Origin of the sequence: Pseudomonas sp. NFACC39-1 (genome assembly GCF_900110355.1) — a bacterium.
In the GTDB taxonomy this organism is placed as follows: Bacteria; Pseudomonadota; Gammaproteobacteria; order Pseudomonadales; family Pseudomonadaceae; genus Aquipseudomonas; species Aquipseudomonas tehranensis.
The window spans coordinates 508,584-532,779 of sequence record NZ_FODL01000005.1; the positions used below are offsets into that span (position 1 = coordinate 508,584).

The window sequence follows — 24,196 nt, forward strand, 5'->3', positions numbered from 1 at the left end:
CTGGCCAATGAGCGCCAGGACAATCCCTCCGTTGAATCGGACTATATAGTAATACTATTTACCCAGCAACACTTCCAAACCGAGCGAATTGAGCTTATGTTAGGCGCAAGCTAAAACCATATAGTCATACAATAAGAGAATCGATCATGTCTGATAAGAAACCCTCCCTGCGCTCGGCCCAATGGTTTGGCACCGCCGACAAAAACGGCTTCATGTACCGCAGCTGGATGAAAAATCAGGGCATCGCCGACCATCAGTTTCATGGCAAGCCAATCATCGGCATCTGCAACACCTGGTCGGAGCTGACGCCATGCAACGCACATTTCCGGCAGATCGCCGAACACGTCAAGCGCGGCGTGATCGAGGCCGGGGGCTTCCCGGTGGAGTTTCCGGTGTTCTCCAACGGCGAATCGAACCTGCGCCCTACCGCCATGCTGACGCGCAACCTGGCGAGCATGGACGTTGAAGAAGCGATTCGCGGCAACCCGATTGACGGCGTCGTGCTGCTCACCGGTTGCGACAAGACCACGCCCGCTTTGCTGATGGGTGCCGCCAGTTGCGACGTGCCGGCAATCGTCGTGACCGGCGGGCCGATGCTCAACGGCAAACACAAGGGTCAGGACATCGGTTCGGGCACGGTGGTCTGGCAATTGAGCGAACAGGTCAAGGCCGGCACCATCACCATTGACGACTTCCTCGCGGCCGAAGGCGGCATGTCCCGTTCGGCCGGTACCTGCAACACCATGGGCACCGCGTCCACCATGGCCTGTATGGCCGAAGCCCTCGGCACGTCCCTGCCCCACAACGCTGCGATTCCGGCGGTGGATGCGCGCCGTTATGTGCTGGCCCACATGTCCGGCATGCGTGCGGTGGAAATGGTCCGCGAAGACCTGAAGCTGTCGAAAATCCTGACCAAAGAAGCCTTCGAAAACGCCATCCGCGTCAACGCGGCCATCGGCGGCTCCACCAACGCGGTGATCCATCTCAAGGCCATCGCCGGACGCATCGGCGTGCAACTGGACCTGGACGACTGGACCCGCATCGGTCGCGGCATGCCGACCATCGTCGACCTGCAGCCGTCCGGACGCTTCCTGATGGAAGAGTTCTACTATGCTGGTGGCCTGCCAGCGGTACTGCGCCGTCTCGGCGAAGCCAACCTGATCCCCAACCCGAATGCCCTCACCGTCAACGGCAAGAGCATCGGCGAGAACACCAAGGACGCACCGATCTACGGCCAGGACGAAGTCATCCGCACCCTGGACAACCCGATCCGCGCCGACGGCGGCATCTGCGTGCTGCGTGGCAACCTGGCGCCACTGGGGGCGGTGCTCAAGCCATCCGCCGCCACCGCCGAACTGATGCAGCATCGCGGTCGCGCGGTGGTGTTCGAGAACTTCGACGAGTACAAGGCGCGGATCAACGATCCGGAACTGGATGTCGATGCCAGCTCGATCCTGGTGATGAAGAACTGCGGGCCCAAAGGTTATCCGGGCATGGCCGAAGTCGGCAACATGGGGTTGCCGGCCAAGCTGCTGGCCCAGGGCGTGACGGATATGGTGCGGATTTCCGATGCGCGCATGAGCGGCACCGCCTACGGCACCGTGGTCTTGCATGTGGCGCCGGAAGCAGCAGCCGGCGGGCCTCTGGCGGCGGTGAAGGAAGGTGACTGGATCGAGCTCGATTGCGCCAGCGGTCGTCTGCATCTGGACATCCCCGACGCCGAACTCGCCGCTCGCCTGGCCGACATCGCCCCCCCGCAGCAACTGCTGGTGGGCGGCTATCGCCAGCTGTACATCGACCATGTGTTGCAAGCAGACCAAGGCTGTGACTTCGACTTCCTGGTCGGCTGCCGCGGCGCCGAAGTACCGCGTCATTCCCACTGACCCTACGAAAGCTGTCTAGCCACTGCGTAGGAGCTGTGTAGGAGCTGTCGAGTGCAACGAGGCTGCGATCTTTCCCCAAACACTTGAATCTCAAGCGAAAGATCAAAAAGATCAAAAGATCGCAGCCTCGCTTCGCTCGGCAGCTCCTACACCACATTCCAGCGGAGCTAGCGCCCTCTCCACAAGGTCACTCAGGCCCAGGGTTTGGCCTGATGAATATCCGTCGCGCCTGCTATCATGCGCATCACTCCCCTCGCACAGGATCGCGCCGCATCCCATGGACTACCGTAAACCCTCCGACCGCAAAAGCATGCACGCGCGCATCGTCCAGGAACTGGGCATGCAGATCGTTTCCGGGCGTTTCAAACCCGACGATAAACTGCCCGCCGAAGCATTGTTGTGCGAGGAGTATGCCGTCAGCCGTCCGGTGTTGCGCGAGGCAACACGCGTGCTGGTCGCCAAGGGGCTGGTGTATTCGCGGCCACGGGTCGGCACGGTGGTCAAGGCGCGCCGGGAATGGCACATGCTCGACCCCGATGTGCTGCACTGGTTGATGCAAAGCAGCCCGCAAAATGAGTTCTTCAATCTGCTGACCAGCGTACGCAGCATCATCGAACCGGCCGCCGCGGCCCTCGCCGCACAGTTTGCCAACGATGCCGACATCGCCGCGATCCGCGAGGCCTACCAGCGCATGGAGGCGGCACCGACCCCCGAGGCCGTGCTGCAACCGGACCTGGACTTCCACAGCCGCATCGCCGACGCCACCCACAATGACCTGCTCGCCAACCTGTGCAACATGTTGTCGGTCGCCATCGCCGAAGCCCTCAAGCACTCCAACCAGCGGCCCAACCTGCATGAACTGGCGATGCCGCGCCACAAGGCGATCCTCACCGCCATCGAGAACCGCGACGCCCTCGGTGCGCGCCATGCCACCCTGGTGCAACTGGACGATGCCCGCAGTGCGCTGAACGTGGTGTTGGGCGCCGATCCTTCCTGATATCCCCAAGCACTCCCGACGAGGCCTGGCATAACCGGTATTCACCGAGGTGGTATTTATTTACCGCCCTGGTGGGACCGGGATGTCGATACTGTGCGCGTCGTCATTTCCGGCGGCCCTGAGTTTATGAAAAGGACTTCATATGACCGCGCCCTCTACGGCCAATACTCTCCCCGCGTTGGCTCAAAGCGTCAGCCTGCAATTTGCCAGTCGCCCGACCTTCGAGCAGTTCGCCAAACGTATGCTCGAACAGGCCATCAAGGAAAAATACCCCACACTGGCCTTCGACCTCTCCAAAACCCGGCTGGCAACGCCCGATACAGCTTCGCGCGGCTATCTGCTCGAACCCTTCATGGCCCGCGTCCTCGACTACCTGGCACTGGGCACTCCTGTGCAATTCAAGGATCGCAACGGGCGGCGCAGCTTCCTGTCCGACGCGCCGCCGCGGCTGCTTTCGCCAGACGACGGCAAGCTGGATATGAACGTCATCAAAAAGCTGCTGCTCGAACTGCCCTGGAGCGTGCCCATCGGGCTAGAGGATGCGCTGACGCGTTACTGGAACGCCAACATCGACACCGCCTCGCAAACCGACAGGCAGGACGGCACCAGCCGCTGGCAGTGGCTCAGCGATGTGCTCAGAAATCTGCTGCATATCCGCGGTCTGCAGCAGCCTGGCCTTTCTGAAGAGGCCCGCGACGCCCTCGACCAGATTGTCCAATGGCCAGATCGTGAACAACGCTTTCGGCGTCACGGCCAATCGTCCGTCTATGCCTACAGCCTTGAGACCCGGCTCACTCGGGACGGCTCCAGCAGTGTGTTGATCAGCAGCGAAATGCTATTGGTCCGCTGCAAGAACAACTCGACACGCCTACTGCTTTGCAGTCCTGCCGGTGCTGTCCAGGCCTTCGACTCCCTGGATGCGTTCACTCAACACTGGGGCATTCTGATCGCCAGCCGGTACCTCGTCGACAGCGTGACTTGCCAACGTAACGAGATCAGTGGCAATGCCTTCGAGACCCAGGCGGCCCTGATCCTGGAGCAGCAACTGGCCGACCTGGAGGCGGTGCAACTGCCCTCGCGGATTGGCCTGCCAGAGCTCAAGGCACTCTATGCCGAGCTGAGCGACCCCGCCCGCTATCTGCTCGACGCCCCGCAGCCGATGCCCGAAACGGCGGCACGGATCGCCCCCCTGATTCCCGACTGGCTGAAACAGGCGTCCGTCATCGACAGGACGAAGATCCAGCAATACAGCCTGGCATTGGCCAGTGCCAAGAAACGCAACCAGGGCCGCACCTTTCTCAGCGACATCCAGGACATCAAGGTTTTCGCCGCCGAGGCCCTGCTCAACGTCCTGCAGCAGGCCAACGACCGCAGTCCGACCAAGGCCCAGGCCAGCCAATACCAGCCCGACGATGTGCAACTGACCTTCAGCGCAGCGGCGGGCTACCCCGGCACCACCGGGATTGTCGAAAAAAGAACGATGAGCCTGACCGAACTGGCGATCGACAACCTCGTCTCCCGCCCCGGCGTGGATCCGGTGCTCAGCCATCGCCTGGGCCTGGCGCTGCCGATGTGGTTGACGGCGGACTTCATCACTCGCAAGGACGGGCTGATCGAACAGGTGGACATCGGCACGACCTACCCGCGCTACCTGCAACAAAAGCTGTTGGACGATGTGTCGCAAGCCCACCAGCGCCAACGGATGTTCGCCGAGGAGATCCCCGCCCAACTGCCGCTGGATGCCCTCAAGCAGATCCTCAACCACGAAAACGGCATGACCCGCCAAGGACTGGCCCTGATCGAAGCCCTGCTCAAACCCGACGCCGATGAGCAACGGGTCGCGGGGGGCGCTCCGGTCGTCATTCGCCACCTGGCCTTCCTGCGCAAGCCTGAAGCCCACCCTGATACCGTGACGAACATGTTCATCATCGAGCCGGAGGATATCGCCACTGGCCCGCATGTGCTGTATCGCCCGCTCTATACGCCTTCGCTGCTGCAATACCCGACGCGTCAGGCATTGCTGCAAGCCATCGCCGCGCCCGGAGACCTGCAACAGAGTGTACTGACCTGGATGTCCGACGCCGCTCGCCTGATCTACGCCAACGGCGGTTTCCAGGAACCCCATATCGTGCGCTTCTATCAGGGCGATGAGTTCAGCCTTCCCCAGAAGCCGGCGCCGGCGACCCTGGCGGTCGACAGCGTCAACGACGAACTGCGGCAGTTCCTGCGCAACGGCGAATTGATGCAATACCTCTACGGCAGCAATGCCCGGGCTCTGGTCACTCAGGCAGACCGGGACTCGGTGTCCAACAGTGAAAGCCGCTGGGACATTCTGCTTCACGGTGGCAGCCTGTTGTTCAACACCCTGCTGTTGCCCCTGCTGCGCGGCCCGGCCATGGCCACCGCCTGGCTATGGAACCTGATGGCCAGCGCCAATCAGGACATCCCGGCCCTGAGCAGCGAAGACTCGGTGACCCGGGAACTCGCCGCTGTCGATCTACTGCTCAACCTCGGCATGCTGCTGGTCCAGTTTCCCTCCATCAGTGCGCCCCCTCGGGCCCCATTGCCCGAAGCGCTCAAGGAACAGGTGATGCGCCCTCCCGCGCCGCGCATCATCCCGGAGCAGTGGCCCGCACCCGCGCCACCGAGCATTCATGAAGGGCCCGTGGCCTTGCCAGGGGAACACTCCGGCGGCAGCGGCAGAAACCTTGACCTCAGTTTCGCCAGCGCGGGCCGACGGTTGACACCGGAGCAACTCGCCCGCCTGCAACGCTTCCAGGTAAACCAACCGGCGTCCATGCCGGAGCCGACAAAATATGGCCCTTACACAGGCCTGTACGTTATCCGCAATACATGGCACGCCCTGGTGGATGGGAAGATGTATCAGGTGACCCCGGAACCAGACGGCACCGCGATCATTGTCAACCCCATCGCCCCACGGGACTCGGCTCAGTATGGTCCGGTGCTGCAAGCGGATGCCCGCGGCAACTGGTCCATTGACCTGCGCTTGCGCCTGCGTGGGGGCATGCCGCCCAAGCGCCTGGCCAAACTGCGGGACATCAAGGCCCAACGCGCGGCCGAACTGAGCGAACTTCTGAAGAGTTATTACAAGGGCGAGGCCGATGAGCAACGCGCCCTCGACACTGCCCAGGAAGTCATGACCAGAACCCAGGCAGGCAACTTTACCGAAGCGCAACGCGCGGACAAGCGGGCACGCTTCTACAAGCTGCTGGAGAAACAGACTGACACCTATCTGAAGCTGCTGGACAACGTCACCGAATATGCCAGCCACGATATGCAACTGCCCCCAGGCATCATCCGCGCCTTGATGGAGAATGTGGTCAACAATGCCCGCAAGGCCTTCCTGATCAACGAGTTCGAGCTGACGGCACTGGATGCCGCTCATGGCCAATTCACACAAGATTATTCGACCCTGCAAGCGAATGTCGCTGGCAACGTTCTCGACTATTTCAATTACCTTGACGCCTTGAGTGACATCAACGATCGCTCGATCTATTGGCTGGAACTCAGGGACCGCTACCTGGAAGCGCTGTTGAACCTGGATGCCGCGGGCGCGCAAGTCTTCGAGCGGCTGACCCGGGACCGTCCATTGGGTGAACGAACGGCATTGGCCACCAAGGCCCTGCAACTGCCTACGCTGGCAGCGCTGATCTTCAAGGACCCCGATTCCGACCTTCCCGAGAACCTGCACAACGTCACCCAGTTATTGATGGAACAGGCGCGCTCCCAGTCCGACCTGAGCACCTACGAACTGAGCCCATCGGAACAGATCGAGGTTCTGGAAAGCCTGATCGAACACTATGGCGCGGCCCTCGATGCCATGCAGGGTATGAAAGCCCTCAATGCCGCAGACATGGACACCTCCTATTTCGGCAGGCTGTTCAGGCTGGTGGAAGGCCTTTATCAAGACGCATCCGCCAAACTGGCCGCCGAGATCAAGCCCGAGCCGGCACCGCGCAAGCGTGCGCCCAAACGTAGCAGGACACCTGCCGGGCGCCCGCAGAAAAAGGTCATCAAGACGCGCAAGAGCGGTGTTTTGATCGGCGACCTGAAACCGGCCGGCACGTCGTTGCCGATCGAGGTCGTCGAGCTGCGCTCCGAAGTCGACGACAGGCTACTCGCCACCTACTCGCAACACGACGACGTCTGGGACCTCGTCGAGGTCCAACGACCAGTCCCAGCTCCCCGCACACGCTCGGTCAAGGCGATCAAGGCCGATGCACGAAAGCTGCTCGGGCAGCTGGAAAACAGTCTGTTGAACGCCGAACGCTATAAAACCCAGTGTCGCTTCCCACAGGAAATAGAGGAAATCCTCAGCAATGAAGCGAGTCGCTACCGCAAGCTGTCCGAAGAACTCGAACGAGCCTTCACCGCCTCGAAAAACCCGCGCACCGCAGCCGATCAGACACTGACCGAGCAACTGTCAAACGCTGTTTCGCGCCTGATCACCCGAGGCAGTGAACTGCGCACCGAATTGAGCCTGAAACTGCCCCCCACCGACAGCAACCTTCGCTACCTGTTCGAGAAAAACCTGATACAAGTTGCCAAGCTCGGCGAACGCAAAGCCTTGAAGGGCGAGCGCAAGGATTTCCTCCAGGAGTACGCCATCAATGACCGGGACGGTTGGCCCCTCTGGTACGCGCACTTTCATTACGAAACGGCAGACACGCCAAAAGCTGACTTTAGCGTCGCGCATTTGAAAACCAAGGAACAGCGCAAGGAGCACTACCATTCAATGCTGGCCAAGGCGAAAAGCCCTTACGCAGTGGTGAATGTGTACCGAGGACAGATCGGCAGGCCGTTGGCGCAAAGCAAGTTCTTGCCGTTGGCGCCTTGACGGGAGTGGGTGACTCACCGTGGCGAGGGAGCTTGCTCCCTCGCTAAATAAACCCAGGTTGAGGCTTTTTGTGGCGAGGGGATTTATCCCCGCTGGGCTGCCCAGCAGCCCCAAGAATTGAATGCGATCAGCCTGATACACCGCAGTGGCTGGTTTGGGGGGCTGCTTCGCAGCCCAGCGGGGATAAATCCCCTCGCCACAGGGTGTTGTGCTTTGTGCAAGAAGTCAGTGGGCAAACAACGACTTACTCTTCTGCCCTGCCATTTTCTCAGGTTTGATCAGGAAGCGCGCCAGCGCCGGCAGCAGCCACAGTGCCCCGAACATGTTCCACAGCAACATGAACGTCAGCATCAGCCCCATGTCGGCCTGGAACTTGATGGCCGAGAAGATCCAGGTGCACACACCGATGGCCAGGCACAGGCCAGTGAACAACACCGCCTTACCGGTGGACTTCAGCGTCTGGTAGTACGCCTCTTGCAACGGCAACCCGGCCCGCAGGAAGCTTTCCAGGCGGCTGTAGATGTAGATGCCGTAATCCACGCCAATCCCCACGCCAAGCGCCACCACCGGCAGCGTCGCGACTTTCACGCCAATCCCCATGAAGGCCATCAGCGCGTTACCCAGCACCGAGGTTAGCACCAGAGGCAGCACGATGCACAGCGTCGCCGCCCAGGAACGGAAGGTGATCATGCACATGGTTGCCACACAGATGTACACCAGGATCAGAATGGTCAGTTCCGACTCCTTGATCACTTCGTTGGTCGCCGCTTCAATGCCAGCGTTGCCGGCGGCGAGGATGAACTCCAGGCCGTCGCGATTATTTTCCTTGGCAAACTCCTGCACCACCTTCACGGCGCGGTCCAGGGTCTCGGCCTTGTGGTCGTTGAGGAACACCAACACCGGAGCCACGGAGCAGTTGTTGTTGTACAGGCCATCGGCCCGAGCAATGGAGTTGTTCAACACATCAGGGTTGCGCGACAGGGTTTCCCATTTCAGGTTGCCCTCGTTCATGCCCTTGATCATTTGCTTGGATACGGTGACCAGGGAGATCGCTGACTGCACCCCCTCGGTGTTCTGCATTTTCCACATCAGTTCGTCGATGGGGGCCATGGCTTCATAGCGCGAGCAGCCTTCAGCCTTGGTCTTGACCATCACCACCAATACGTCGGAGCTGGTGGAATAGTTGCTGATGATGAAGTTGTTGTCCTGGTTGTAGCGCGAGTCCGGTCGCAACTCCGGCGCGCCCTGGTCCAGGTCACCGATCTTCAGGTTCTGGCTGTACCAGAGGCCGCCACCAAAGGCGATCAAGGCCAGGACGATCGACACCGGCGCGACCTTGGCGCTGGCAAACTTCGACAGCAGGCGCCAGAACGGGTGCTCACGCGTCGCATCCTTTTTGCTGCGCTCAATGGCACGTTTGCTGATGCCGACATAGGAAATCGCCACCGGCAACAGGATCAGGTTGGTGAACACAATCACCGCCACGCCGATGGACGCCCCAAAGGCCAGTTCCCGGATCACGCCGATATCGATGATCAGCAAGGTGATGAAGCCGACGGCATCCGCCAGGATCGCGATCATCCCCGGCAGGAACAATTGACGGAATGTGCGCCGCGCCGCCGTCAGGGCGTTGTCCGCTTCACTGGATTGCAGAGCGATACCGTTGATTTTCTGCACGCCGTGGGAGATACCAATGGCGAAGATCAGAAACGGTACCAGCATCGAATAAGGATCGAGCCCGAAACCGACGGCGTGCATCAGCCCCAACTGCCAGACCACGGCTACCAGGGTCGTGCTCAGCACTGCAATGGTGCTGCGCATGCAGTTGGTGAACCAGTACAGCAGCACCAGGGTAATGATGAAGGCCACGCCGAAGAACATCACCACCATGGTCAGGCCGTCGATCAAGTCACCGACCTTCTTGGCGAAGCCCACGATATGGATCTTCACGTTGGGGTTCTGGGCTTCAAACTTGTTGCGGATCTTGTCTTCGAGTTCGTGGGAGAACTTCTGGTAATCCAGGGCCAGCAGCTTGCCCTGGTCCTGCGGGTCCGGATAGGACTCCAACAGCGGGATATCGATGATGCTCGATTTGAAATCGTTGGCCACCAGGCGTCCGACCTGACCGGACTTGAGCACGTTGTTGCGTAACAGGTCGAGGCTGTCGGCCGAGCCGTCATAGCTCTGGGGAATCACCTCACCACCGGCAAAGCCCTCCTCCGTCACTTCGGTCCAGCGCACGCTCGGGCTCCACAACGACTTGAGGCCGGAGCGGTCGACGCCGGAAATGTAGAACACCTCATCATGAATCTGGCGCAAGGTCTCCATGTAATCCTTGGAGAAAATGTCACCGTTGGTGGCCTCCACGGAAATCCGCACCGTGTTGCCCAGGTTCGCCAAGTCATTGCGGTGTTCGAGCATCTTCTCGATGAAGGGGTGCTCGAGGGGGATCATCTTTTCGAAACTGGTGGACGGCCGGATCAGCGTGGCCTGCCAGAACAGGAAAATACTGACCAACAGGCAAATGACGATCACTGCCGGGCGGTTGTTGAAAATCAGGCGTTCGAGAAACGTCGCCTTGTCTTGATGATGACTGCTCATGGGGTCCGCCTTCTTGTTATTGTGCCCGCCGGATGTTTGCGGCTCATTTGCTCAATTCAGCGCCGGTGGGGGTGGTGGCGTGAACGCCACCCTGTCCTGCCAGGATCAGATTGCCGTTGCCCGCCGCCGTGACGGCCGCCACGGAAATCCGATCCGGGCGGTTGAATACGCTGAAGGTCACGCCGTCATCGCTGCTGCGCACCACACTGCCGCCGTTGCCGACAATGACGATGGAGCCATCTGGCAAGAGCGTGGCTCCGGACAGGCCGAATTCCAGGGCACCCCGGGTGGCCTTGAGCTCGACCTGCTCCCAGGTGCTACCAAAATCGGTGGAGCGATAGAGGTTGCCGCGCAGGCCGTAGGCCAGCAACGTTGAAGGCTGAGCAGTGCCGATGACGCCGAACAGCGAGCCTTCGTATGGGCCTTCGATCTTTTCCCAGGTCTGGCCCCAATCGCTGGAGCGGAACATGCTGCCGGCCTCACCGACGATGAACAGCCCGGCGTCTTTCACCGCAGCGATCGCGTTGAGATGGAACTGGTCTTCGTTGTCGAGGCGATCCCCGACCTCTTCCCAGTGCTTGCCGCCGTCGGTGGTTTCGAACAGCGCCCCGTAGGCGCCCACGGCAAAACCGTTGCTCGCATCCTTGAACCAGACGTCCAGCAGCGGCGATTCACGGGTCAGGTCTTCGAATTGCTTGGTCCAGGTGCTGCCACCGTCTTCGCTGGCCAGTATCTGCGCGTCGTGCCCCACGGCCCAGCCGTGTTTGTCATCGACGAAAAATACTGCGGTGAGCAACTGGCGGGTCGGCACCTTGGCCTGAGTCCAGGAGCTGCCCTGATCGTCCGAATAGACAATGTGCCCGCGATCACCGACCGCCACCAGGCGTTTGCCGGCATGGACCACATCGAGCATCAGGGTTTTGCTGGCCTTGGCCGACTCGACGGAATAGATGACATCGGATGTCGACGCCGCTACGGCCATCACCGGTGCAGACAACACGGCAGAGCCCAGCAGCGAGAGCGCCGAGACCAGCAACGCGACTCTGCGCAGTACCGGCGGCCGGCAGCGGCCCACAGCCATGACAGGCTCATTCATAGACCTTTCCCCCATTATTATTGTTAGGTTCGTACGAAAAGTGCCTGCGCGACGATCATGCTGCGTTGAAAACAGGCTCGGAATGCTCATTTACAACCAGTAAACTCCGCTTCCTCGCCTGTTTTCGCCTTGCCTGATCGCCGCTCGGCGACTTTTCATACGAACCTTCGGTCATTCAACCCTTCAGGGCGCCGTAAGCGGGCTCATCGTGATTGACTGTTCTGGAGCATAGTCCTGAAACCTGCAATCTAGAGCCACTTCGGAAGCTGACCTATCCTATCGGGCTTTGGAAAGGTCTGACAATCGACGCCGCGTTATCTTTTGTTAACCGTGGGGGGATGCGGTTGGGGGTGAATGAAGGGGTATTCGGGGAGGTTATAGCTGGACGCTGGGTAGCTATAGCGGTGGCTGGTCTGACGCTATCGCGAGCAGGCTCGCTCCCACAGGGTATCTCTGTTGAACACAAAACAGGCGTCCATTGAAGATCCCTTGTGGGAGCGAGCCTGCTCGCGATGCGAACACCGCGGTCTGCCAGGCAGACCGCGGCGTCAATGTCACGCCAGGCTCTTGCTCACCACTTCGAACACATCGGCCGACAGCCCGCCGGACGCCAGGATGCGCTCCAGCTCGGCTTTCATCAGCGCCTGGCGGGCGCTGTCGTATTTGCGCCAGCGGGTCAGCGGTGCCAGTTGCCGTGCGGCGATCTGCGGGTTGAAGCCATTGAGCTGGATCACCAGGTCCGCCAGGAAGCGATAACCCGAACCGTCGGCGGCGTGGAAGTTGATCAGGCTTTGCCCGGCAAACGCCCCCACCAGCGCGCGAACCTTGTTCGGGTTCTTGATATTGAACGCCGGGTGCTCCATCAAGGCCTTGACCCGCGCCAGGCCGCCCGGCAACGGGCTGCCGGCCTGGACGCTGAACCATTGGTCCATGACCAGCGGGTTGCCTTTGAAGTTTTCCGCGAACACTTCCAGGGCCTTGGCTTTCTCGGCTTCGAATGGCGAGTTGACCAACACCGCCAGCGCCGTGAGACGCTCGGTCATGTTGTCGGCGGTGTCGAACTGCTCCAGGGTGGCACTGAGCACTTCCGGCTTGTCGGCAAGCATCAGGTACGACAGCGCGATGTTCTGCAACGCACGACGGGCGAAATGCTCGGCCTCGGCCACATAGGGGGTGCGTTTGGACAGGTCGCGGTTGGCTTCATAGCGCAGCCACAAGGCTTCGAACAGATTCTCCGCCAGTTGTTTACGAGCAAATTCACGGGCGGCGTGGATCGCCTCCACGTCGGCCACTTCGCTGATTTCCGTCAGGTAAGCCTCGCCAGGCAGCGAGAGCATTTCCGCGACCATAGCCTGGTCCAGGGATTCGTCCGACAGTACGGTGCGCAACGCGCTGATCAGACGCGGGTCTAGCACCAGCGTTTCACCTTTCTGATGCTGGGCGATCAGTTCCTGTAGCACTTGCACCGACAATTGCTGGCCGGCATCCCAGCGGTTGAAGCCGTCGCTGTCGTGCTGCATCAGGAACATCAACTGGTCGCGGCTGTACGGGAAGCTCAGCTTCACCGGCGCCGAGAAGCCACGCAGTAGCGATGGCAGGGGTTGTTCGGCGATATCGACAAAGGTGAAAGTCTGCTCGGCTTCGGTCACCGAGATCACCCGGGAGGTACCCTTTGCCGCCGCTTCACCGGCCAGACGCAAAGGCATTTCAGCGCCCTTGCCGTCCAGCAAACCCAGCTCCACGGGAATCACAAATGGCAGTTTTTCCATTTTGTCCGGGGTCGGTGGGCAGCTCTGACTGAAGGTCAGGCTGTAGGTCCGGGCAGCAGCGTCGTAGGCCTCGCTGACCGCCAGCCGTGGCGTGCCGGCCTGACTGTACCAGCGCTTGAACTGACTGAGGTCGACGCCGTTGGCATCCTCCATGGCCTTGATGAAGTCATCGCAGGTCACGGCCTGGCCGTCGTGGCGCTCGAAGTACAGGTCGCTGCCCTTGCGAAAGCCCTCGGCGCCCAGCAGGGTGTGGATCATGCCGACCACCTCCGAACCCTTTTCGTACACGGTCAGGGTGTAGAAGTTGGATATCTCGATGAAACTGTCCGGGCGCACCGGGTGGGCCATGGGACCCGCGTCTTCGGCAAACTGATGAGTGCGCAGGTACGCCACGTCCTGGATACGCTTGACCGTGGCCGAGTTCATGTCGGCCGAAAAACCGGCGTCGCGGAACACGGTGAAGCCTTCCTTGAGGGACAACTGGAACCAGTCACGGCACGTCACGCGGTTGCCCGACCAGTTATGGAAATACTCGTGGGCAACGATCGCTTCGACCCGCTGGTGCGCGGCATCGGTGGCGGTTTCGGCGCGGGCCAGCACTGCGCTGGAGTTGAAGATGTTCAGGCCCTTGTTTTCCATGGCGCCCATGTTGAAGTCGTTGACCGCGACAATCATGAAGATGTCCAGGTCATACTCACGGCCATAGACCTCTTCATCCCAGCGCATCGACTTCTTGAGGCTGGTCATGGCGTGCTGGCACTTGTCGATGTTTTCCGGCTCGACATAGATGCGCAGCGCGACGGTGCGCTCGGTCATGGTGGTGAAGGTGTCTTCGACGCACCACAGGTCCCCGGCCACCAGGGCAAACAGGTAGGCGGGTTTCTTGAACGGGTCTTCCCAGGTCGCCCAGTGCCGGCCATCTTCGCCGGGACCGCTGGCGATCGGGTTGCCGTTGGACAGCAACACCGGATAGCTGTGCTGCTCGGCCACCACCGTGGTGGTGAATGTGCTCATCACATCCGGCCGGTCGAGGTAATAGGTGATCTTGCGAAAACCCTCAGCCTCGCACTGGGTGCAGAACATGCTGCCGGACTTGTACAAGCCTTCCAGGGCGGTGTTGGTTTCCGGGTGGATCCTGACAGTGGTGTCCACCGTGAAGGCCGAGGCCTTGGGTTGCAGGGTCAGGTGGCTGCCGTCCAGTTGATAGTCCAGCGGATTCAGGTCGGTGTCGTCGAGCTTGATCGAGAGCAGCTCCAACTGCTGGCCATCGAGCACCAGGGGCGGCAGGCCGGCACCGCGCTCGGGGTTACGGCGCATCACCAGTTGCGCATGGACCAAGCTGTGGTCCTCGAACAACTCGAAGGTCAGGTGCGTCTCGTCGATCAGGTACTCGGGCGCCTGATAGTCCTTCAGGTAAATCATCTTCGGTTGTTCGGTGCGCATGGGTCGAGTCCTTCTACTGATGCACGGCGAGCTGATAAGCCGTGTATTTACGAATATTGATCACGCCGGTGTCGAAAATCAGGTATTGGCCCTTGATCCCCAGCAGCGTGCCTTCGGCAATCGGGTTCTTGTCCAGGTTGAAGCTGACGATCTTGGCCGGGTACTGCTCCACCGGATAACGGATCTCGATGGGCTCGACGTCCGCTATGGTCTGGATCGCTTGCAGACCGAATCGTTCCTGCAAGCCTTGCAGACCTTCAGCGCAGCTCTCGAACAGCGAATCGCGGATCCGGGGCAGGTTCACCGCCACGGCGTCGCCCTTGAGCAACGCGCGCCAGTTGGTCTTGTCCGCCACCTGACTTCGGAACAGGTCTTCGACAAAGCCCGATTGCTGGCGCGTGGCGACCCGCAGGATCGGCAGCGCCTGGCTGGCACCCTGGTCCAGCCAGCGGGTCGGCAGCTGTGTGGCGCGGGTGATGCCGACTTTCACGCCCGAGGAATTGGCCAGGTACACCACATGATCGGTCATGCAGAACTGTTCGCCCCAGGCCGGCTCGCGGCAGGTGCCCGCGTCGAAGTGGCAACGCTCGGGGCTCATGATGCACAGGTCGCATTGGGCCAGCTTGGTCATGCAGGGGTAGCAATAACCCTGGCTGAAACTGGTCTTGGTCCGGCGTCCGCAATGGCTGCAGTGGATCGCGCCGAGAAACTCCAGGCGCAGCGTGCTGCCGATCAACGGATTGACCGGCACCTCGACATCGCCCAGGCGAAAGGCGTATTGAACGGTCGGCCCGTCAAGGCGTGCCGACATCTTGCTGATTGCACCGCGGCCAATCTCGATCAATGGATGGCATCCGACTTGAACAGGATATTCGGTACTTGCGTGGCTTTGGACTGACACTCCTGCGGGCCCATGTAGCCGGTGCGTTCCTCTTCGGGCAGGTTCTGGATCTCCCAGGCGATCATCGCCTGCAGAGACAATTCGCGCTGCTCGGCGGTGAGTTTGTTGCCATCGGCCCATTTCCCGATTTCCACCGCCAGTTTCAGGCTCTGATAGATATCGGGGGTGATGTTTTTGATCATTTCGTTGAACGAGGACATGGATTCTCCGCGCAATCGCGCATATTCAAGTGTTACAGGCGCCAGTTCAGAGGGCCATTTTACGACGAGCGAACAGCCCGCCCAACAAACCCGTGAAGCAACCGATGAGCAGCCCGCCGACATGGGCCGCGTTGGCGATCTCGCCGAAACCGATCAGCGAGATCAGCCCGGACAGGCACAGCACCAGCCACACCAGCATCATCACCAACACCCCGCGGGGTAAGTGATAGGCCGGGTTCGGTGCCAATAGCTGGAAGATCCAGCAATGCCCCAGCAGGCCATAGAGCACGCCGGACAAGCCGCCGAACAAGGTCGGGCCGCTGAACAAATATTGGGCGAAGTTGGACACGAGGCTGAACAGAAGGGTCAGCCCCAGCAGGTTGATGCCGCCCTGGCGCGCTTCGATCCGCCGCCCCAGTTCCCAATACCACATGCCATTCATGGCGATGTGCAGGAAACCGAAATGGATCAGCATCGGCGTCACCAGGCGCCACCATTGCCCCGCCGCCAGGCTGTCGGCCAGGGGCGTGAAATGGATATAGTCGCCGACGACGCGAAACTCCAGGAACGTCAGCCAGCGCAAGGTCTCGAGATTTTCCCCCAGCAACGTCACGGCGCCGACGATCAGGCTCAGCAGCAACATCAGGGCAGTGACCGGACTGCGGGTCAGTTGCTCGACGAAACCGGGCCGTCGCGACGTGCTGCCGCTGGCGGGCAACGCCAACTGTTGCTCGGGATCGCCGCTCGGGAAGCGTGCGTACAACGAGCGCACGTCTTCGCTGATTTCATCGGGCACCCAGAGCACCTGCTCACCCGCCTCTTCGCTGACCCGATGGGGCACCTGCATGCGCTGGAGCAATTTGACGAAGCCGCTCAAATCCTCGGCCAAGGGCAAGCGCAAGACCGCTACGACGCTCATCGCAACTCCTCCGGCCGCTCGACATCGACCCAGACAAATTTGTGCGGGTCCAGTCGGGTCTCTGCGTCGAGACGATAGGCCACCAGTTTTCCGTAAAGCACCGCGCTGTAATCCAGGCAGGCCAGGTTCGCACGGATCGGCGCGGGTTTGCCGCTGCGCCAGTAATGACCGACGAACAGCATCGGCTCATGAACGCCATAGCGCAGCAGATTATTCTTTTCATCCGGCGACAGCGGCGTGCGGGCCACCGGTTCGGGCAAGGCGTCGGGTTGGAACACGATGTCTCCATAGGTCTGCGGATCGTCTTCCCAGAACTTGGTGCGGAAGAACGAACGGGTCAGACCGTCACCCCCGGTGAGGGTCAGGCCATGGGGCAAGCGCATGTCGGTGCCACGCAGCAGGCGATCGAACACCGTGCAGGCAAAACTGCCCGGCTCCGCCGAGGCCTGGAGGAAATGCTCGTCGATACAGCCGTCCGGGAACAGGCCTCGCAGGGGCTCGATCAGACCGTTATCCCAGCAGGCGTGCACCACCCGGAAGCGCTGGGCATCGACAAACAACGGCAACTCGTAAAACCACTTGAGAAAGTCCTGCCAATCCGCGGGATGCCGCTCGAACTGGGTCAGGGTTTCGTTGAGCAGGCGCGCATGGCGCGGGGTGTGTTCGCGCACGTAGCGCTGGCCGCTGCCCGGCAATGCCGGTGTGCTCCAGCCCAGGGCGTTGAACTCGTGGTTGCCCATGATGCACAGCGCCTGCCCGGCCACCACCATGTCGTGGACAATGTGCAGAGCTTCGCGGATCCGCGGACCCCGGTCGATGATGTCCCCCAGGAACACCGCCATGCGCGACGGGTGCCGCCATACGCCGCCCTGCTTGTGGTAGCCGAGGCGGTCCAGCAGGCGTTCCAGGGTCAGGGCGCATCCGTGCACGTCGCCGATCAGGTCGTAACTGCGCGCAGGATCGAGCATCAGTCGCCTCCACCCCCCAACCGACTGCCCCAGCCGAGCTTGGTCCGGCAGACTTCGTAGTAATTGTGATCCAGCGGGTGGATCAGGCGCAGCTTCTGCGCTTTTTTGCTGACGGTGATGGTGTCACCCGGTGCGCAGGTGAAATGGTTCTGACCGTCACAGGACACTTGCGGGTAGATCTGCATATCCTTGGACACGACGATTTTCAGCTCACTGTTGCCATCGACCACAATGGGTCGCCCAGACAAGGTATGGGGGTACATGGGCACAATCACAATAGCGTCGAGCTTGGGGTGCATGATCGGGCCACCGGCCGAAAGCGCATAGGCCGTGGAGCCGGTGGGCGTGGCGACGATCAGGCCGTCGGCCTTCTGGCTGCAGACGAACTGACCGTCGATGTACAGCTCGAATTCGATCATGCGCGTGGATTTGCCCGGGTGCAGCACCACATCGTTGAGGGCATCGCCCTGGCCGATGGCCTCGGCGTGACGGCGCACCTCGGCTTGCAGCAGGAAGCGGTTCTCCACCAAGTAATGGCCGTCCAACACCTCGGCGACCTTGGTTTCCAGCTCGTCGGGGCGGATATCGGTCAGAAACCCCAGGCTGCCCCGGTTGATGCCCAGCACCGGAATGTTGTGCCGCGCCAGGGCTCGAGCGGCCCCCAGCAGGCTGCCGTCGCCGCCGACCACGATCACCATGTCACAGACTTCGCCGAGCATCTTGCGCGACGACGTCTGCAGGCCGTGGCCGGGCAAGACTTCGGCGATGGTGTCTTCGAGGATCACATGCAGGTGCCGCTCCAGGAGGAAGCGTTTGAGTCGGCGAACGGTGTCCAACACCTGCGAACTGCCCAGGCGACCGATGATGCCGATATTACGAAATTGCTCCATGGGGCTCCTGCGAGGGTCTGCGTCGGGCGAAAAACCCGATTATGGGCGAAAGCGGCCCATAGACAAAATGCTTTAAGCCTTCACCCTGGCGCAATGCCGTTCATTTAAGGTTTACCTGAATCACTGTGGCGAGGGAGCTTGCTCCCGCTCGGTTGCGCAGCAGCCGCTCCAAGGGGGCCTGCTTCGCAGTCCGGCGGGAGCAAGCTCCCTCGCCACGGTTCTTTACTTTCCTGAAATGAACAGCATTGGCCGCATAGCGGCTATGCTCGCAAAATGATCCTGTTTCCAGAATTGCTCGACTTGCCCCGCCGCCTGCGCCATCCCGAGGTGCGCGACCTGGCGTGGGCGATCCTGGCCCCGCCGATGCTCATCGACACGCCCTGGCCCCAACGCCATCCCCTGACCGGCAGTGACTGGGTGCATCAGCCTCACCGGCTGGAACACTGGCTGCAGCAACTGGACCGCGACAGCTATTCCCTGCTGCATTGCCTGTCCCAGGGCCGGACCCGGCGCCTGGGCCTGTACTACGAAAGGCTGTGGCAGTTTGCCGTGCAACACGCGCCGGGCATCGAGCTGGTCGCCGCGAACCTGCCGATCCGGCATCAGGGCCATACCCTGGGCGAACTGGACCTGTTGCTGCGCGACGGCGAAGGCATCCATCACCTGGAACTGGCCATCAAGCTCTACCTCGGCCCTCAGGACGGTAACGGGCAAGACGCGGCGCAGTGGCTCGGCCCGGGCAGCCATGACCGGCTCGACCGCAAACTGGCCCATCTACGCGAACACCAATTACCGATCTCGGCACGCCCGGAAAGCCGTGAAGCCCTGGCGGCGCTGGGCATCGACGCCTCGGGCATCGAGTCGTTTCGTTCCGAGCTCTGGCTGGGTGGCTACCTGCTTTACCCGTGGCCCGGCCATGCCGAAGCGCCGGCCGGTGCGCACCCCAGGCATTTGCGCGGCAGTTGGCTGCATCAGTGCGACTGGCCGGCGTTCGTCGCGCAACGCCCACCGGGCCGCTGGCAACCCCTGCCCCGCGCCGCTTGGCTGGCCCCGGCCCACTATCCGGCGGAGCAAACCTGGAGCGCCGGGCAACTGGAAGCCTGGCGATTGGCCCTCGACCCCATGGCGCCGGCGCAACTGATGGTGCGCCTCACGGAAAATGCCAAAGGTGAATGGGAAGAGGCCGAGCGGCTGTTCCTGGTGGCGGATCGTTGGCCGGATGTGCCGGGCGGTGGTTAAACTGGCGTACGTCTTGTAGGAGCTGGCGAAGCCTGCGATCTCTTGATCTTTCTCTTGAGATTCAAGTGTCTGGGAAAAGATCGCAGCCTCGTTGCACTCGACAGCTCCTACAGGGACAACCGCACCGCCAGCGCCGCCAACGTCACCAGCAACACCGGCACCGTCAGCACAATCCCGACCTTGAAGTAATACCCCCAGCCGATGCGGATATCCTTGCGCGCCAGCACATGCAACCACAACAAGGTCGCCAGACTGCCGATCGGGGTGATTTTCGGGCCCAGGTCGCTGCCAATGACGTTGGCGTAGATCATCGCCTCCTTCACCACACCAGTGGCCTGGCTGGCATCGATGGACAACGCACCAATCAGCACCGTCGGCAGGTTGTTCATGACCGATGAGAGCAATGCCGTCAACAGCCCGGTGCCCATGGCCGCGCCCCACACGCCATAGGCGGCGAAGCCGTCGAGCCATTGGGCCAGATAGCCGGTCAGCCCGGCGTTGCGCAGGCCATAGACCACCAGGTACATGCCCAGGGAGAAAATCACGATCTGCCACGGTGCTTCTTTCATCACCCTGCGGGTGGAAATCTTGTGGCCGTAGGCCGCAACGCCCAGCAGCAACGCCGCGCAAACGGCGGAAATCGCGCTGATGGGAATCCCCAGAGGCTCAAGGGCAAAGCAGCCCAGCAACAGGATCGCCAACACCGCCCAACCGGCATAAAAGGTTGCCTTGTCATGGATCGCACTCGCCGGATCGTCCAGTTGATGCGGATCGTAATCACGCGGGATATCACGCCGGAAAAACCACAGCAATATCCCCAGGCTGGCCGCGACGCTGACCAGATTCACCGGCACCATGACTGCGGCGTAACGGTTAAAGCCGATGTTGAAGAAGTCGGCCGAAACGATGTTCACCAGGTTCGACACCACCAGCGGCAAGCTCGCCGTGTCGGCAATGAAGCCGGCGCCCATCACGAACGCCAAAGTCGCTGCCGGAGAAAAACGCAGCGCCAGCAGCATCGAAATCACAATCGGCGTCAGGATCAGCGCCGCGCCGTCATTGGCGAACAATGCCGACACCAACGCGCCGAGCAACACCATGAAGGCAAACAGCTTGCGCCCACTGCCCCGCCCCCATCGAGCCACATGCAGGGCCGCCCAGGCAAAGAACCCGGCCTCGTCCAGCAACAGGCTGATGATGATCAGCGCGATAAACGTACCGGTGGCGTTCCAGATGATCTGCCACACCAGCGCAATATCACCGACCTGCACCACCCCGCTCAACAAGGCCAATACCGCACCGAGCGTCGCACTCCAGCCAACGCCAAGCCCCTTGGGTTGCCAGATCACCAGCGTAATGGTCAGCAGGAAAATCAACGACGCGAGGAGCATGCGCAACAGCCTTGGAAGGGAGTTTAGAAGAGGAAATCAGCAGTACCTGACCGGAGAATACCTTGACGACATTCGAGGCATCGAATTGAGTGCCGGTCCGTCTGGGTGAGCGAAGTGCGAATATAGGGAGCTTCGAATCTTCAGTAAAGCCTGGGCCTGAAGTAAACCCGTGGCGAGGGAGCTTGCTCCCGCTCGGTTGCGCAGCGACCGCCCAATGGGCCTGCTCCGCAGTCCAGCGGGAGCAAGCTCCCTCGCCACGGGGGGGGGGGATGGTCCTAGCGTGGATCGCTGTTATCCAGGGCACGGTTCGCCAGCAATCCGCCCAGCTCGATTAACTGCTGGATACCCAGCGCAACATGCCGGCGCGAACCCTCCAGTTCGAAGGCCAGGTCGCTGATCATGGCATCGGCCGAAGCCAGGGTTTCACTGAGGTTGGCGAGCAGACATTCGGTGTCGACGCCGTTCACCACGGTGAAGAGCTGGCCTGGAGGCGGCCCGGTGTCGGGCTCGGGGTTGAGATAGAAATCGAGGGCGCGTTTGGCGGCTTTGTCGAAGGCTGTTGGATCTGGATCGGTGTCTGGCGGGTTGGGGGTTGGTTTGAACATGGTGAAGCTCCAAATCGAAATATTGAAGCCATCACTCTCGCTACCAAACGAGGGTGGCGGCCATACGCGGGTTGGTAGACCGGTGACTTGGAGAACCGGCGCGCCCAAAGGCGCCCTGCGCATGACCGCCATAACAATACAGGCGGAAAAAGCCTATATCAGAGGGGGCTATGCGCCAAAGTCAAACCGGGCTACCAAACCCGATCGCTGAGTCTCAGCGACCTGGAAACGATAAAGCCCGGCCCACAGGCGCACAAGCCGGCGGATTCTGGCGCAGTTGTAGGCAATGGCGCAAGGCGGTGTAGCTAGAGGCTGAAGGATGAGGTGGGGCGCAGTTGCGGTAAGCTCGGGCCTGTGAAAGCGAGCTCCCTCGCTTTCACAGGGTGTATTCCTGGTAAATAAATGCGTCCCCTTTTTCCGCTTTCTCCGTCAGAATGCGACTCCTCAGCTATTGATCGGTTCGAAGGCCAACATACGGGGATACAACTGGACACCGTCGTCCGCATAGGTCAGGGAGCCGAACCCTCCTGCTATCGACCACTGATACGCCGAAATGCTAGGTCTATTGGAAGAGTTCATCCATATACGCGCGATCCCTGTTAACTGACTAGGCCGCGCTGATTCTGTTGTTGTTTCGATTAGCCTATTAAGTGTTCCAAAATTCGGAATAAGGGCCGACAGGTATTCATGGGTAGACTTGGGCAGTGCCCATCCAACTTGACGCGCCCATGCGTGTACGTCCGCTGCGGTTGTGGGTCCTTCACGCCTCAACAGCCGGACTATATTCTCGACAATCACCCCATAACGCGCCTCTGCCCCGGCGGAGTCCCTGACCACAATGGTGGTCACTCCATTGCGCAGGCCGGCGACCTTGCCCGCCTCGGACACAGAGGCCGTCCCTGGATCGAGCGAAGTATAACTATAGGGAGGAACTCCACCGGCGGGCACACGAGTACCTGTATTGTTGGGAACCTCCCGCTGTGCCAGGCCATACGATTGAAAAATTTTGATGCCGTCCAAACGCATGGGTGTAGGATCCACGATCAGTGGATTGCCCTTGGCTACTCTATAAGTTCGCAGCGGAAAGCCGACCGCATTGGCTTGACTCGAAGTGCGATCGAAAGTAACCAGCAACACAACCTTTAACTGAGAGCCGTCGCGCAGTTTCTCGAGCTCGGCCCGTGGGATCGCGTTGGAAAGCCCAGCACTCACTTGGCCCGAACTAACCTCTGAGTCAGTGAGCAGCGCAATCGTGTAATCCGCACCATTGCTCGCAGCAGTCCCTTCACACTTCAACCAAACCCGCTGACCCGCCGCGATTAACGGCCAGGGCGCGACAGTGACGCGGGCATCACCGGCGAAGCTACCCAGATCCAGCTCACTGCCAATCCCCCCTTGTGCCGCCTGCGGAATCAACGGAATTGTAAGACTGGCCTGGGGCATCGCCTGCACCGCCAAATTAAGCGAATCCGACGGCGGCGATTCACTGCCACGGGTCACGGTGTAGGTCACGGTCACCGGCCTGCCCAGGTTGTAGGCAATCACCGAGACCGGCATCGTAATCTCACGATTGGGAGGCAGCACCTGCACCGGAGTGGTGTAGGACCCATCCCCAGCAGTGCCCGCCCAAGTCACGCTGACCTGATCGCCCGGTTGCACACCGTAATCCGGTATCACCACGGTCAGGTTGTCCTTGCCTGCCACCGGGTTCAATTGCTGATTCGGTGCAGTCCCGCCAGCCTCCTTGACGCTGGGCGCCGTCAGGTTCATGGCTGCGCCGATGGTCAATGGCCGCACCCGGGAATAACGCAGCGGCTCCGAGCCGCGCTTGAGGTAGTAGTCGACATCCACCGTGCCGTTCAAGTTGTCGATCACGTAACGGTAGGGCACGGTAAACGGTACGGGGGCCCCCGCCGAACTGGAATTGAGTGGCCGCTCGTCAGCCGGCGCACTCACCCGCGAGCCCCTCCAGCGCAGCCCGATGATGTCGCCGGGGACGGTGCCCGTGTAAGGCGCTGAAACGTTGGCCCCCACATTGGGATTCACCCTGTCCGGGTCCAGCACATCGTTGCTGCCGGCTTCGATGACATCAGGCTTTTCCATTTCCGACTGGCCGCTGCCCACGGACAGTTGCAGCTCCAGGGATTTACGTTGGCTATTGATCCAGTAATAAACCGTGAGCGAGCCGCCATCGAGTTTCTTGATTTCAGCCTTGTTCACATTACGCAGGACCGGATCGCCATCCGCCTCAGAGCCGACGTAGGCGTTATCGTCGAAACCGGTTGGGGTGTTACTGGCATCAAGGCCTTCAAACACGATGTAGAGGTGGTCGCCGGGCTGGCGGCCTGAATAATAGGGTATCGAGACGGTGTAGAAATTCAGGTCCGGATCCAGGGCACTGCCGCTTGCCTCGACGATGTTCGGTCTGGCCGGCTG

Annotated in this window: 14 protein-coding genes and 1 pseudogene; 4 read left to right on the forward strand and 11 right to left on the reverse strand. The window is 61.0% G+C overall.

The window, feature by feature from the left end; genetic code table 11:
- The first annotated feature begins 146 nt into the window (after positions 1–146).
- The 3 genes from BMY45_RS14150 to BMY45_RS14160 all read left to right on the forward strand — a co-directional run bounded on the left by BMY45_RS14150 (position 147) and on the right by BMY45_RS14160 (position 7,738).
- Positions 147–1,883, forward strand: coding sequence for an IlvD/Edd family dehydratase (locus BMY45_RS14150; protein ID WP_092165380.1), 1,737 nt, complete (start codon positions 147–149; stop codon positions 1,881–1,883).
- A gap of 277 nt (positions 1,884–2,160) precedes the next feature.
- A complete protein-coding gene (locus BMY45_RS14155) occupies positions 2,161–2,880 on the forward strand; it encodes a FadR/GntR family transcriptional regulator (RefSeq protein WP_076384441.1) in 720 nt (239 codons plus the stop codon).
- Positions 2,881–3,022: 142 nt separating this feature from the next.
- Positions 3,023–7,738, forward strand: coding sequence for a dermonecrotic toxin domain-containing protein (locus BMY45_RS14160; RefSeq protein WP_092398544.1), 4,716 nt, complete (start codon positions 3,023–3,025; stop codon positions 7,736–7,738).
- Positions 7,739–7,963: 225 nt separating this feature from the next.
- Here the strand turns inward: BMY45_RS14160 and BMY45_RS14165 are convergent, their stop codons facing one another.
- From BMY45_RS14165 to BMY45_RS14200, 8 genes are all read right to left on the reverse strand, one after another.
- Positions 7,964–10,339 (reverse strand): efflux RND transporter permease subunit, encoded by a 2,376-nt coding sequence (locus BMY45_RS14165; RefSeq protein WP_092398546.1) that lies wholly within the window; start codon positions 10,337–10,339, stop codon positions 7,964–7,966.
- Positions 10,340–10,382: 43 nt separating this feature from the next.
- Complete coding sequence (locus BMY45_RS14170) at positions 10,383–11,435, reverse strand: WD40/YVTN/BNR-like repeat-containing protein (protein WP_092398548.1); 1,053 nt, start codon at positions 11,433–11,435, stop codon at positions 10,383–10,385.
- A gap of 554 nt (positions 11,436–11,989) precedes the next feature.
- Complete coding sequence (gene pepN, locus BMY45_RS14175; protein WP_092398550.1) at positions 11,990–14,647, reverse strand: aminopeptidase N; 2,658 nt, start codon at positions 14,645–14,647, stop codon at positions 11,990–11,992.
- Positions 14,648–14,660: 13 nt separating this feature from the next.
- Positions 14,661–15,491, reverse strand: a complete 831-nt coding sequence (locus tag BMY45_RS14180; protein WP_092398552.1) for a DUF2797 domain-containing protein — start codon at positions 15,489–15,491, stop codon at positions 14,661–14,663.
- On the reverse strand, positions 15,488–15,748 hold the full coding sequence (locus BMY45_RS14185) for a YeaC family protein (RefSeq protein ID WP_092398554.1): 261 nt from the start codon (positions 15,746–15,748) through the stop codon (positions 15,488–15,490). The genes BMY45_RS14180 and BMY45_RS14185 overlap by 4 nt, the downstream gene beginning before the upstream one ends.
- A 46-nt stretch (positions 15,749–15,794) precedes the next feature.
- Positions 15,795–16,667, reverse strand: coding sequence for a rhomboid family intramembrane serine protease (locus BMY45_RS14190; RefSeq protein ID WP_092398556.1), 873 nt, complete (start codon positions 16,665–16,667; stop codon positions 15,795–15,797).
- On the reverse strand, positions 16,664–17,638 hold the full coding sequence (locus tag BMY45_RS14195; protein ID WP_177193353.1) for a metallophosphoesterase: 975 nt from the start codon (positions 17,636–17,638) through the stop codon (positions 16,664–16,666). The genes BMY45_RS14190 and BMY45_RS14195 overlap by 4 nt, the downstream gene beginning before the upstream one ends.
- Complete coding sequence (locus BMY45_RS14200; protein ID WP_003202709.1) at positions 17,635–18,525, reverse strand: NAD(+) kinase; 891 nt, start codon at positions 18,523–18,525, stop codon at positions 17,635–17,637. The genes BMY45_RS14195 and BMY45_RS14200 overlap by 4 nt, the downstream gene beginning before the upstream one ends.
- 273 nt (positions 18,526–18,798) lie before the next feature.
- On the opposite strand from BMY45_RS14200, the gene BMY45_RS14205 reads away from it, so the two are divergent.
- Positions 18,799–19,764, forward strand: a complete 966-nt coding sequence (locus BMY45_RS14205; RefSeq protein WP_092398560.1) for a DUF1853 family protein — start codon at positions 18,799–18,801, stop codon at positions 19,762–19,764.
- A 107-nt stretch (positions 19,765–19,871) separates the two neighbouring features.
- Here the strand turns inward: BMY45_RS14205 and BMY45_RS14210 are convergent, their stop codons facing one another.
- The 3 genes and pseudogenes from BMY45_RS14210 to BMY45_RS28185 form a co-directional block, all read right to left on the reverse strand.
- Complete coding sequence (locus BMY45_RS14210; protein ID WP_092398562.1) at positions 19,872–21,155, reverse strand: arsenic transporter; 1,284 nt, start codon at positions 21,153–21,155, stop codon at positions 19,872–19,874.
- Between the two features lie 275 nt (positions 21,156–21,430).
- Positions 21,431–21,760, reverse strand: a complete 330-nt coding sequence (locus tag BMY45_RS14215) for a DUF6124 family protein (RefSeq protein WP_092398564.1) — start codon at positions 21,758–21,760, stop codon at positions 21,431–21,433.
- Positions 21,761–22,204: 444 nt separating this feature from the next.
- Positions 22,205–24,196, reverse strand: a pseudogene (locus BMY45_RS28185) (hypothetical protein); the annotation flags it as partial.